At 61.3% G+C, this 12213-nt stretch carries 11 protein-coding genes and 1 pseudogene; 10 read left to right on the forward strand and 2 right to left on the reverse strand.

Annotated features, from left to right (window positions below; genetic code table 11):
* Positions 1-61 precede the first annotated feature (61 nt).
* From NCS28_RS23935 to NCS28_RS23980, 10 genes and pseudogenes are all read left to right on the forward strand, one after another.
* Positions 62-1141: a sugar ABC transporter substrate-binding protein gene (locus tag NCS28_RS23935; protein WP_250516260.1), complete on the forward strand. Its 1080-nt coding sequence runs from the start codon at positions 62-64 to the stop codon at positions 1139-1141.
* Entirely contained in the window at positions 1138-2157 is a 1020-nt protein-coding gene (locus tag NCS28_RS23940) for an ABC transporter permease (RefSeq protein WP_250516261.1), read from the forward strand. Before NCS28_RS23935 ends, NCS28_RS23940 begins: the two co-directional genes overlap by 4 nt.
* A gap of 17 nt (positions 2158-2174) precedes the next feature.
* Positions 2175-3674: a sugar ABC transporter ATP-binding protein gene (locus tag NCS28_RS23945; protein ID WP_250516262.1), complete on the forward strand. Its 1500-nt coding sequence runs from the start codon at positions 2175-2177 to the stop codon at positions 3672-3674.
* 7 nt (positions 3675-3681) lie between these two features.
* Positions 3682-4641 (forward strand): ABC transporter permease, encoded by a 960-nt coding sequence (locus NCS28_RS23950; protein ID WP_250516263.1) that lies wholly within the window; start codon positions 3682-3684, stop codon positions 4639-4641.
* Positions 4642-4693: 52 nt separating this feature from the next.
* Complete coding sequence (locus NCS28_RS23955) at positions 4694-5443, forward strand: electron transfer flavoprotein subunit beta/FixA family protein (protein ID WP_250516264.1); 750 nt, start codon at positions 4694-4696, stop codon at positions 5441-5443.
* 13 nt (positions 5444-5456) lie between these two features.
* On the forward strand, positions 5457-6413 hold the full coding sequence (locus NCS28_RS23960) for an electron transfer flavoprotein subunit alpha/FixB family protein (protein WP_250516265.1): 957 nt from the start codon (positions 5457-5459) through the stop codon (positions 6411-6413).
* Between the two features lie 26 nt (positions 6414-6439).
* Complete coding sequence (locus NCS28_RS23965) at positions 6440-7447, forward strand: Gfo/Idh/MocA family protein (RefSeq protein WP_250516266.1); 1008 nt, start codon at positions 6440-6442, stop codon at positions 7445-7447.
* Positions 7444-8250 carry a shikimate dehydrogenase family protein gene (locus NCS28_RS23970; RefSeq protein WP_250516267.1) on the forward strand — a complete coding sequence of 269 codons (807 nt, stop codon included), beginning with the start codon at positions 7444-7446 and terminating at the stop codon, positions 8248-8250. Before NCS28_RS23965 ends, NCS28_RS23970 begins: the two co-directional genes overlap by 4 nt.
* Positions 8251-8582: 332 nt before the next feature.
* On the forward strand, positions 8583-10034 hold the full coding sequence (locus NCS28_RS23975) for an MFS transporter (protein WP_250516268.1): 1452 nt from the start codon (positions 8583-8585) through the stop codon (positions 10032-10034).
* A 231-nt stretch (positions 10035-10265) separates the two neighbouring features.
* Positions 10266-10579: pseudogene (locus tag NCS28_RS23980) on the forward strand (dihydrodipicolinate synthase family protein); the annotation flags it as partial.
* 349 nt (positions 10580-10928) lie between these two features.
* Here NCS28_RS23980 and NCS28_RS23985 read toward each other — a convergent pair.
* Entirely contained in the window at positions 10929-11963 is a 1035-nt protein-coding gene (locus NCS28_RS23985) for an L-idonate 5-dehydrogenase (RefSeq protein WP_250516269.1), read from the reverse strand.
* Between the two features lie 49 nt (positions 11964-12012).
* Positions 12013-12213, reverse strand: a 201-nt coding sequence (locus NCS28_RS23990; protein WP_250516270.1) for an NAD(P)(+) transhydrogenase (Re/Si-specific) subunit beta, incomplete at its 5' end; no start/stop codon positions are given.

Raw genomic sequence — 12213 nt, forward strand, 5'->3', positions numbered from 1 at the left:
GTAACTATCTGCATATTTATTAACCAACAAGGGCGATAGCCCGCTCATTGCAGGAGACACCATGTCCAGACAAGAACACTGCCCGGCCTTTTCACGTCGTGACTTCATCAAGCTTGGCGCGGGCGCGGCATTTGCCGTGGCCGGCGGCGGTCTCTCGCGCCTGTCGCTCGGCGCGGACCAGACCACGCTCGCCTGCTCCTTCCGCTCGCTCACCAACCCGTATCACGCGGCCTTTAACAAGGGTGCGCAAGCCTTCGCGACGAGCGTGGGCCTGCCGTACGTGCCGCTGACGACCGAAGGAAGCTCGGAGAAGGGCATCGCCGATATTCGTGCGCTGCTGCAAAGGACCAACGGCAACCTCGTGCTCAACGTCGATCCGAACGATTCCGCCGACGCCCGCGTGATCGTCGAAGCGTGCTCGAAGGCGGGCGCGTTCGTCACCACGATCTGGAACAAGCCGAAAGACCTGCATCCGTGGGACCACAACCCGAGCTATGTCGCGCATCTTTCCTATGACGGCGTGGCCTACGGCGAGGAAGCCGCGACGCAACTGTTCAAGGCGATGGGCGGCAAGGGCGGCGTGGTTGCGCTCGGCGGCATTTTCAGCAACGTGCCGGCAATCGAGCGCAAAGCCGGTCTCGACGCAGCGCTGAAGAAGTTCCCCGACATCCAGTTGCTTGACTTCCAGGTCGCCGACTGGAATTCGCAGAAGGCGTTCCCGATCATGCAGGCCTGGATGACGCGCTTCAACGCGAAGATCAAGGGCGTGTGGGCCGCGAACGACGACATGGCGCTCGGCGCGATCGAGGCGCTGCGCGCGGAAGGCCTGGCGGGCCAGATGCCGGTCACCGGCATGGATGGCACGCCGCCCGGACTCAGCGCGATCAAGGCGGGTGAGCTGATCGCGTCGGTCGATTGGGACCCGTATTGGCTCGGCGGTATCGGCCTGTCGATGGGTCTGCAGGCGAAGCAGAAAAAGATCGATGTGGCGACGCTGCCGAAGGACCGCCGCGAGTCGTATTGCAAGGCCACGTTCGTGACCAAAGCGAACATCCAGGACGTCATGAAGCGCGCGAGCGCGCCCAACGCCGATTGGAACAACCTCTATGCCCGCGTCGCGGGTCCTGTGGTGTATCGATGAACAAGCTGACCGCAGCGCCCACTCGGCAGGCCACATCCAGAAGAACAACCGGGACTCCAATCGTATCGAAGCAAGCACTCGTGCGGCGTTTTGCACCGTTGCTCGTATTGGTGGCGCTCGGTCTTTGCATCGGCGCGCTCAACCACGACTTCTTCGATCCAATGAACCTGTCGCGGATCGCGGTAGGTGCCGCGATTCCGCTCACGATCGCACTCGGTGCCGCATTTGTCATTCAACTGGGAAGCATCGATTTGTCGGCCGAAGGGATCGTCGCGGTTGCGGCGATCGCGGTGTCGACGCTGGTCGAGAACTCGTATAACGACAACCACTTCGGCCTCTGGGTGCTGGCCTTGGCCCTGGCCGCTGGCGCGATACTGGGCCTCGTCAACGGCGTGCTGCACGTGTTCCTGCGCATTCCTTCGTTCATCACGACGCTGGCGATCGGCTTTGTCGCAACGGGGATCGGGACCGCTTGGCTGTCGGGGAACACGATCCGTGTGAGCGACGCTTCGCTACGTGCCATCTCGATCACGCGTTATCTGGGGTTGCCGCTGTCCGTCTGGATCGCGGTGTTGATGCTCGGCGTCGCCTGGTTCGTCTACAAGCACACGCTCCTCGGCCGTCACACGCTGGCGATCGGCGGCGGCGAGGATCTGGCGCGACTGAGCGGCGTGCGGGTTTCGCGCGTGCGCATTGCGATATTTTCGCTGGCCGGAGCTTTCTATGGCGTTGCGGGCATCCTCGCCGTGGCGCAGTTCGGCCAGGGGCATGCGCGTATCGCCGACGGCCAGCTCTTCGTTGCGATCACCGCGATCGTGGTGGGCGGAACGTCGCTTGCAGGCGGCAACGGCACCCCAATGAACACGCTGATCGGCACGCTGATCGTGATCGTGCTCGGCAATGGCATGGTGCTGCTCGGTGTCCCGCCCTATGTGCAGCAGGGCATCCAGGGCGTGTTGATCATCGCCGCCGTGACGCTCGCGCTGAATCGCTCGCGCCGGCGTATCGTCAAGTGAGCGTGAGGAGAACAGACATGCTTTCACTCAAGAACGTCACCAAGCGCTTCCCGGGCGTGCTTGCGCTGGACAATGTATCGATCGAAGTCCGTCCGAATGAAATCGTCGGCTTGATCGGCGAGAACGGCGCGGGTAAGTCCACGCTGATGAAGCTTTTGACCGGCGCATATCGCCAGGACACCGGCGACATCGAGCTCGGCGGCAAGCCTCTCGTGATCCGCAATCCGCGCGACGCGACGTCCAAAGGCATCGCGATGGTCTATCAGGAGCAGTCGATCCTGCCCAACCTGACGGTTGCGGAGAACCTGTTTCTCGGGCGCGAGGAAGAGTTCGTCACGTTCGGGCGGGTGAACTGGACGAAGCTCAAGCGCGCGGCGAAGAAGGAGCTTGCCACGGTGCATCTGGACGTCGATCCACTGACGCTGTGCGAGGACATGTCGTTCGGCCAGCGGCAGATGGTGGAACTCGCGCGAGCGTTGTCGCTCGCGAGCCGCACCGGCGGCACGCCGATCATCCTGCTCGACGAGCCCACGTCCGTGCTCGAAGCCGGGGAGATCGAGATTTTGTTCGGCCTCGTGCGTGAGTTGAAGTCGCGCGCGTCATTCGTGTTCGTTTCGCATCGGCTCGATGAATTGCTGTCGCTGAGCGATCGCGTGTATGTGATGAAGGACGGGAAGGTCGTATCCGAGATGGCTTCGGGAATGGCGTCAGTGGCGAAGCTTCATGAGCTGATGGTCGGCCGCTCGCTGCACAGCGAGTATTACCGCGAGAATCTGCAGAAGCCGTGCCGCGCGGAAGTGGCGCTGTCGGTGCGAAACGCAACGCTTGGTCATGTGCTCAACGACGTTTCCTTCGACGTCCACTGCGGCGAGGTGTTCGGCGTGGCGGGCGTGGTCGGGTCCGGGCGCGAGGAACTGTGCCGGGTGATTGCGGGCCTGGAAAGTCTCGATCGCGGCGAAGTGATGGTGGGAAACACGCGACTCAAGCCGCAGGCGAATCACGCGGTTTCACTCGGCATCGGATACGTTCCGCGTGAACGCAAGATCGAAGGACTCGTCACGCAGATGAGCGTCGCGCAAAATCTTACGCTGCCTCGTCTCGGCGCAGTCAGCCGTGCCGGCGTGGTGCGCAAGGCAAGCGAACGCGCGCTCGCCAACGACTGGATCCAGCGCTTGCACATCAAAACGCCGGGGCCCGACGCATCGTGCCGCAATCTCTCGGGCGGGAATCAGCAAAAGGTCGTGCTCGCCAAGTGGCGCTTCGCAGGCAGCCGAATTCTCGTGCTCGATCACCCGACGCGCGGTCTCGATGTCGGCGCGAAGGAAGAGGTCTATCAGCTCATCCGCGAACTGACAGCGGAAGGCGTCGCTGTGGTGCTGACGGGTGACACGCTCGAAGAGATTCTGGGGCTCAGTCATCGCGTGATGGTCATGCGTGACGGCCGCGCTGAGAGAATTCTCCCTTGCGAAGTGGGTCGCAAACCCTCGCAGGTCGAGATCGTCGAACACATGGTCTGAGGTCAACATGCCACAACTGAACGCATCCATCGCGACGAAGCTGCGCGACAACGCGCCCTTCCTCGCTCTCATCGTGCTGTACGTGCTCATTGAAGTCGCACAGCCGAGCTTCCTTGCACCGTCGACGCAACTCGGCCTGCTCGCCGACAGTTCGACGCTTTTCATCATGGCCGCCGGCACGACGTTCGTCGTGTTGCTCGGCAGTATCGATCTCTCCCTGCAGGCGGTGGCGTCGTTGTCGAGCGTCATTGTCGCAATGTTGCTGCCGCGTTATGGGGCGATAGCGGCTGTCGTCGCGCTCGCGGCGTCGTTCGGCATTGGTCTGCTCTCGGGCGTGATCCAAACCTTGCTGCGGATTCCGTCGTTCATCGCGACGTTGGCGGTGGGCGGAATTGCATCGGCGGCGGCGTTGACGCTTTCAGGCACCCGCTCGATCGGTATCAGCGATGAGATGCGCAACGCGTCGCTGGGCTGGACCACCGGCTCTTCGTTCGGCGTGCCGCACGAAATCTTGCTAGGCATCGCGGTGTTCGCCTTCTGCGTGTTCCTGCATCGCTCGACAGTCTTCGGCCGTCAAACCGATGCGATTGGCGCAGGCGAACCGGCGGCGATTGCATCGGGCGTGCGCGTGTCGGTGACCAAATGCCTCGTGTTCGGAACGTCGTCGTTCTTCGCGGGGCTGGCGGGGGTCGTGATGGCGGGGCGGCTGGGAAGCGGCTCACCCACGCTGGCGGACCAATTTCTGCTTCCGGCCATCGCTGCCGTGATCGTCGGCGGCACGGCGTTGACGGGTGGCGCCGGTGGTATCGGCAGGACGCTGGTGGGCGCGCTTCTTGTGTCGGTGGCGCGTGTGGGCATGACGTTCGTCGGCATCAGCGTGTTCGCACAGCAGATCGTGTTCGGGCTGATTCTGATCGTCGCGGTGACCGTTGCTTTCGATCGTTCGAAGGTGCTGGTCATCAAGTGAGTTTCGATCCGGCCCGTATCGCGCGGGCTATTGTTGAAGGAAGGGTTTGCACATGAAGATTCTGGTGACGGTAAAGAGGGTTGTCGACTACAACGTCAAGGTGCGCGTGAAGTCGGATGGCAGCGGCGTTGATATCGCGAACGTGAAGATGTCGATGAATCCGTTTGATGAAATCGCTGTTGAAGAAGCTGTGCGCTTGCGCGAGGCGGGCGTGGCGACTGAGGTCGTTGCGGTGTCCTGCGGCGTGACGCAATGTCAGGAGACGCTGCGCACCGCGCTCGCCATCGGCGCGGACCGCGCGATTCTGGTTGAGTCGGCCGACGAATTGCAGCCGCTGGCGGTCGCGAAGATTTTGAAGGCGTTGATCGACAGAGAGCAACCTGGGCTTGTGATCCTTGGCAAGCAGGCCATCGACGACGATTCGAATCAAACCGGTCAGATGGTGGCCGCTTTGGCCGGCTTGCCGCAAGCAACGTTTGCCTCGAAGGTCGTGGTGGCGGATGGCAAGGCAACGGTCTCGCGTGAAGTTGATGGGGGCGCTGAAACGCTGTCGCTGACGTTGCCGGCGGTGGTAACCGCCGATCTGCGCCTGAACGAGCCGCGCTACGTGACGTTGCCCAACATCATGAAGGCGAAGAAAAAGCCGCTTGAGACGTTAAAACCCGCTGATCTCGATGTCGACGTTGCGCCGCGTCTGAAAACGCTGAAAGTCGCCGAGCCGCCAAAGCGCTCCGCCGGCGTGCTCGTGCCGGACGTAAAGACGCTCGTCGAGAAGCTCAAAGTCGAAGCCAAGGTCCTGTAGGGAGACGCACAAAATGACGATTCTGGTGATTGCGGAACATGACAACGCGTCGATCAAAGCGGCGACGCTCAACACAGTGGCCGCTGCTGCGATGATCGCGACGTTCAGCGAACAGGACGTTCACGTTCTGGTGGCGGGCCACGATGCACGTGGCGCGGCCGAGGCGGCCGCAAAGATTGCGGGTGTAACGAAAGTATTGTTCGCCGACGCGCCGCAACTTGCCGAAGGATTGGCAGAAAACGTGGAGGGTACGGTGCTGACGCTGGTGCAAGATCCGGCGAAGGACTACTCCCACATCGTGGCGCCCGCTACTGCGTACGGCAAAAACATCGCTCCGCGTATCGCTGCTCATCTGGACGTCGCGCAGATCAGCGATATCACGGCGGTGAACAGCGGGGACACCTTTGAACGTTCGATCTACGCGGGAAACGCGATCGCTACGGTGCAATCGTCCGATCCGGTCAAGGTGATCACGGTGCGCGCGACCGGATTTGAAGCGGCAGCGGCCGAAGGCGGCAACGCAACGGTAGAGACGGTTAACGCGCCGGGCGACGCGGGCATCTCGCAGTTCGTGAGCCGTGAGCTGACGCAAACCGATCGACCGGAATTGACGAGTGCAAAAATCATTGTGTCGGGTGGCCGGGGACTCGGCAACGGGGAGAACTACACGAAGGTGCTCGAACCGCTGGCCGACAAGCTCGGCGCGGCCTTGGGCGCGTCGCGCGCCGCAGTCGATGCGGGCTTTGTTCCGAATGACTATCAGGTCGGTCAAACCGGCAAGATCGTCGCGCCGCAGTTGTATCTGGCCGTCGGCATCTCGGGCGCGATCCAGCATCTGGCCGGCATGAAGGACAGCAAGGTGATCGTCGCGATCAACAAGGACCTGGAAGCGCCGATTTTCAGCGTGGCGGACTATGGTCTGGCTCAGGATCTGTTCCAAGCAGTTCCCGAGTTGACAGCGCTCATCTGAACGATCGTCTTCGAGGGCACACACGGATGCGCAAACCCCGAATCGCAATCGTTGGCGCCGGCCTCGCAGCCACGCCTCACGCACTTGCCCTGAGCGAACTCAGTAACGAAGTAGACGTGGTAGGCGTGGTCGGTCGTTCGCCAGAACGGATTGAGCGCTTCGCCAGCACCTACGGCTTTCCTGTTGGTAAGTCCATCGACGCCGTGTTGAGCGACTCGAGCGTCGATGGCGTTCTGGTGCTCACTCCGCCGCATACGCATCTCGAACTCGTCGAAAAGGCCGCTGCCGCACGCAAGCATGTACTGCTCGAAAAGCCGCTTGATATATCGATAGCTCGCGCGCAACGGGCGGTCCAGGTCTGTCGAGAGGCCGGCGTGAATCTCGGCGTCGTCTTCCAGAACCGCTTCCGTCCCGCTGTCCAGCGGCTCGCGGCGTTGGCCAAGAGTGGCGCACTCGGGCCACTCGCCTATGCGGGTGTCGATCTGCGCTGGTGGCGACCGCAGTCCTACTACGATGAGCCCGGCCGCGGCACGTATGCACGCGACGGTGGCGGCGTATTGATGACGCAGGCCATTCACTCACTCGACATCCTGATGTGGCTGGCGGGCGACGTGTCCTCGGTCGTAGCGGCAACCGCCACGACCACGCTGCATTCGATGGAAGCGGAAGACTTCGCGAGCGCCGCACTCACGTTCGAGAGCGGTGCTGCCGGTCAAGTCCTCGCGACGACGGCGGCGTTTCCCGGGTTTCCTGAACGCATTGAGTTGATTGGCGCAAACGCAACGGCGGTGCTCGATGGCGGACACCTGCGCGTGTTCTTCCAAGACGGCCGTGTGGATGACTTCAGTGACCCTTCGTCGTCCGGCTTTGGTGCGAAGCCCATGGACTTTGCGCACACGGCCCATCGCGATCTGTTGAAGGACTTTTTCGCCGCCATTCGTGAGGATCGCGCTCCATTGCTAACTGGCGACGACGCGCTGCGCGTGCAGCGACTGATCGAGCGCATCACCACCAGCAAAGGACACCGGCAGTGACACGCATAGATGGGGAAACACGGATCGTCGCGATTCTCGGCGATCCCATTGCACAGGCGAAATCCCCGCAACTCTTCAATGCCTTGTTCGAACGGCACGGCGTGAACGCGGTGCTCGTACCGTTTCATGTGCCGGCAAGCAACCTCGGGAGGGTCCTCGAAGGGCTGCGCGGCGCAGCCAACCTTGCCGGCGTGGTTATAACGGTGCCGCACAAACTGCATGCGACCGCGTATGCGACGCAATTATCGGACGCGGCGCAGCAAACGGGCGCGGTCAACTGTCTGCGCCTTGAAGCCGATGGGTCGTGGACGGGCGCCATGTTCGATGGTGTCGGCTTCGTCAAGGGTTTGCAAGGGCGCGCACACATCGTGCGCGGTAAGTCCGCACTGATCGTCGGTACCGGCGGAGCGGGCGTGGCGGTGGCGCATGCGTTGATCGATGCAGGCATCGCCTCGCTCGATCTCTTCGACACCAATGCGACGTCGTTGCAGCGGCTTGCGGGGGCATTGCGGGCGCGCGGGAGCGAAGCGGTCATCGGCGAAAGCCAGGCGTGTGCGCAAGCGAAGCATGATCTTGTCGTCAATGCGACGCCGTGCGGGATGCGTCCCGACGACCCCGTGCCGATCGATCTCGCCGAGGCCGCTCCACACGCCGTCATCGCTGACCTGATCATGAAACCAGCAGAAACACGCCTTCTGGAAAACGCGAAGGCGCGTGGCCTTGCCGTGCACCCCGGCCGTTACTTGCTCGAGAATTCCGTCGAAGCGATGGCGGCATTTCTGGGACTCATCGCTCCGGCATAACGTTCGGGCGCACCTCTGCCAAGGCGGGAAAGGCCCCAGCGTCGCGTAGCAGCAGGCGGGAAAACCCTCTTTGATCGATTGCCAAACTGGGCATAGAATGAGCCTTAAGTAACTATCCGGTGGGTTCGAAACTAGGAAAATTGACGGACCTATTCCGGGATGGAGGCTAGCTAAAGCCAGCAGGAAAGCTGAGCAGATGCTCGCTGCTCGAAACCGATCGTTATCACACAGGCCATACGCACTACTGACGTCATCTCGCGATCGCGCTAACCGTCTTCCACGGCAAACTAGCGACGGTACGGGGGCAGCGGCCTATCAACCTGGAGACACACATGGCCACCCGAAAGAATAACGAGCCGAAAGGCAGGCACCAGTCGAAGAGAGCCGCCGCCAGCGGTTGGATCGGCTCGATGCTGGAGTATTACGACTTCTTCATCTACGCCACTGCAGCATCATTGATCTTCCCGCAGATCTTTTTTTCGAAAAGCGATCCCAAGATCGCCATCATCGCGTCGCTGGCGACCTACGGTGTCGGCTATGTGGCGCGTCCGATCGGGGCGCTCGTGCTCGGTCACTTGGGTGACACGCACGGGCGCAAGTACGTGCTGATTCTCTGTATGTTCATGATGGGCTTTTCGACCATGGCCGTCGGCCTGCTGCCCACCTATGAACAGGTGGGCCTGTGGGCACCGATCGGTTTGGTCGCCATGCGCCTCATTCAAGGCTTCGCGGTGGCCGGAGAAATTGCGGGTGCAAGCTCAATGGTTCTGGAGCACGCCCCGTTCGGCCGGCGTGGCTTCTTCGCGAGCTTCACGCTGCAGGGTGTGCAAGCGGGCCAGATTCTGGCTGCGGCGGTTTTCTTGCCGCTCGCGCACTACATCCCGACGGACGCGTTCACTGTTTGGGGCTGGCGCATACCCTTCCTCCTGAGTTTCTTTATCATCATCGCGGGTTATTTCATTCGACGCGATGTCGATGAAACACCGGCATTTGTCGAAGAAGATCAGCATGGCGAGATTGCCAAATCGCCAATCATCCATGCCTTCGCCGACAGTTGGGCGAATATTTTGCGCGTTGCCTGCATGTCATTAACAACCGTGATTCCGGTGGTGGCGACGATCTTCGGTGCGGCGTATGCGGTGCAGCCTGCCTACGGAATCGGCTTCCATGCGGACGTCTACCTGTGGATTCCGGTGCTCGGTAACATCCTGGCAGTAATTCTGATTCCATATGTCGGTAATCTGTCGGACAGAATTGGCCGCAGGCTCCCCGCTGTCGTCGGTGCACTCGGCTCCGGTCTGCTTTCGTTCGGCTATCTCTATTCCATCAGCATCCATAGCACGCCATTGGCGATCATCATGGCACTGCTGATGTGGGGCGTCGCCTACCAGGGGTTCAATGCTATCTTCCCGAGTTTCTATCCCGAGTTGTTCCGTACTCGCAATCGGGTCACGGGGGTGGCGATCGGGCATAACATCGGGATCACCATCGCGGCGTTGCTACCGGCGCTGTTTGTCGCCGTGGCACCCCCGGGAGGGTCGGGCAACGTTCCGCTCACAATAGGCGCCATCACGTTTGTGGCGACGATCGTTGCGGCGCTCGCGGCGCTGAGCGCGCGGGAAACGTACCGGATGCACCTGAACGATCTGGGTAAGCCAGGTGCCTTGCCCGTCGACGCGCGGGAATATCGACGGATTCGGGCACAGACGTTGGCCGATGCGAGACTGGCCAAAGCGGAGCGGTCAATGGTGCCGGTTGGAAATTCAAAATCAGCACGAGATTGAAGCAAAATCGGCGGCTTGTCTTTCGGCCGCCAGGCGTAGGCAAGGGCAGATGGCGCGGGTAATGCGGGGTACTCGGACGCGTTGGGTTTGGTATCGTTCATCCCGGAACACGGGAACGTTCGCGGCGCATGTCTAAGCTGAGCGCCTGCGCCATCTGGCCGAATATGGGCTGGTGGCGCTGACGGCCGTGCTGTCATAGCGCAACGTAATGCTCGCGTAATCCATTATCACGGGTTCGGCTATGCTCTGCCTCGTGAAGTCCTGCTATTGGTCGACTTGTTCCGCAAGGCCGTTACCGGCGGCATTGCTGCGCGTTGCCGGGCGCGCAGTTGGAATACGCGCTTGCCGAACTTCCCACGTTCGATGAAGGAACCGACTTGGTCCCGTATTACAAATATTTGATGGCTCTCAATGGCGATAAGGAATACTCAATTCACTTCAACGAAGCCGATGTTCTCAGCGAGGCACAGCGACATTACGCAACGACGCAATATGACCTAGTCCGCAAGTGGTTCGCCAACTGGTCGAAAGAAGCAAACGCATGAAGCAAACGCATGAAGCAAGCGCTGTAACAGGTGGATAGCTCACGCGCGGTCAGTTCTAGCCGACCGCATTATTTCGCGTCCGAAGCCACGCAATTAGCAGCGGAGGGAGTTCCACTCGGCTGCGCCATCGAATAGGGTCAGTTCGTCGTCTGACAGCGTGCTACTGCTTAACGTATTAAAGCTCTTCGTCCTGGTCCAGACAATGTGAGCGGCGAGCAAGGCTCTCATGACGGCTCGCGAGATTAGGCCATAGACGGGGCACGGTGCCGGTTGTGAGCAAGAGGGCAGCGATGTCGCTTCCCCTGTCAGTCGGTATATCGCAAGGCGCAAGTCAAGCGGCACCTCGACGCTAGGAGAAATCGATCAGTACCTTCATTGCCTTGGATCTGTCACCGGCTTGAAGGAAGGCCTGAAGCGAATCGCGATAGGAAAAGACTCCGGTGATGAGCGGCTTCACATCGACGAGCCCCTTGTTGAGCAACTCGACTGCCATCGCGAATTCTTCGTGAAAGCGAAATGCGCCGCGCAGATCGAGCTCCTTTGCGACGATCGTGTTCATCGGCAGGGGCGCGTCGCCGCCAAGGCCGACCTGAACGATCACCCCGCGCGGTTTGATCACGTCGAGCGCCGTGCGTAAGGCGGCGGCGTTGCCGCTCGCTTCGAAGAGCACGTCGAAGCTGCCCTTGTTCTTCGCGTACGGCTGCAGCGCGTCGGGCGTGTCCATCACGTTGAAGACGTCGTCGGCGCCGACCTTGCGCGCGCTGTCGAGGGGCAGGGCGCTCACATCGGTCGCGACGATGTGGGCCGCGCCAGCGCGTCGTGCGGCGGCGACGATCAAGGCGCCGATCGGGCCACAACCGGTGACGAGCACCCGCTTGCCGAGCAATGGTCCCGCGCGACGGACGGCGTGCAGCGCGACGGACAGCGGCTCTGCCATCGCCGCTTCAGCGTCAGAGAGTGTATCGTCAACCGGGTATGCTTGCGACCTGTCGATGACCACTTCCTGTTGGAATGCACCCTGGACATGGGGCGTGCGCATGGCACTGCCGTAGTAACGCATGTCAAGGCAATGGTTCTGCAACCCTTGCTGACAATACTCGCACTGTCCACATGGTCGGCTCGGGCTAATGGCGACGCGCGTGCCGATGGGGACATCGCTCACCGATGTCCCCAGGCCAGCGACCACGCCGGCCACTTCATGGCCCAGCACCATCGGCTCCTTGATGCGCACCGTGCCGAAGCCCCCGTGATTGAAGTAATGCAGGTCTGAGCCGCAGATGCCGCCCGTGCGAACTCGCACGAGAAGTTGATCGGCTTCCGGCGTGGGCGTCGCGACTTCTTCGATGCGTAGATCGCGCGGTGCGTGAATGACGAGTGCATGCATGTTCTTTGAGTCTCCGTTCGGAAGGATGTTTGTGGGTTCTGGGTTGAAATCAGGATGCGGCTTTCATCATGTCTTCGACGACCTTCTTCGCATCGCCGAACACCATCATCGTCTTGTCCATATAGAACAGTTCGTTGTCGAGACCGGCGTAACCCGCCGCCATCGACCGCTTGTTCACGATGATCGTTCGCGCCTTGTACGCTTCGAGAATCGGCATCCCGGCGATCGGTGACTTCGGATCGGTCTTCGC

The sequence above is a fragment of the Caballeronia sp. INDeC2 genome (assembly GCF_023631325.1).
Lineage (GTDB): Bacteria > Pseudomonadota > Gammaproteobacteria > Burkholderiales > Burkholderiaceae > Caballeronia.

Coding starts and splice junctions, on each gene's coding strand:
- NCS28_RS23935 (WP_250516260.1), top strand. CDS start 62: ATGTCCAGACAAGAACACTGCCCGGCCTTTTCACGTCGTGACTTCATC.
- NCS28_RS23940 (WP_250516261.1), top strand. CDS start 1,138: ATGAACAAGCTGACCGCAGCGCCCACTCGGCAGGCCACATCCAGAAGA.
- NCS28_RS23945 (WP_250516262.1), top strand. CDS start 2,175: ATGCTTTCACTCAAGAACGTCACCAAGCGCTTCCCGGGCGTGCTTGCG.
- NCS28_RS23950 (WP_250516263.1), top strand. CDS start 3,682: ATGCCACAACTGAACGCATCCATCGCGACGAAGCTGCGCGACAACGCG.
- NCS28_RS23955 (WP_250516264.1), top strand. CDS start 4,694: ATGAAGATTCTGGTGACGGTAAAGAGGGTTGTCGACTACAACGTCAAG.
- NCS28_RS23960 (WP_250516265.1), top strand. CDS start 5,457: ATGACGATTCTGGTGATTGCGGAACATGACAACGCGTCGATCAAAGCG.
- NCS28_RS23965 (WP_250516266.1), top strand. CDS start 6,440: ATGCGCAAACCCCGAATCGCAATCGTTGGCGCCGGCCTCGCAGCCACG.
- NCS28_RS23975 (WP_250516268.1), top strand. CDS start 8,583: ATGGCCACCCGAAAGAATAACGAGCCGAAAGGCAGGCACCAGTCGAAG.
- NCS28_RS23985 (WP_250516269.1), bottom strand. CDS start 11,963: ATGCATGCACTCGTCATTCACGCACCGCGCGATCTACGCATCGAAGAA.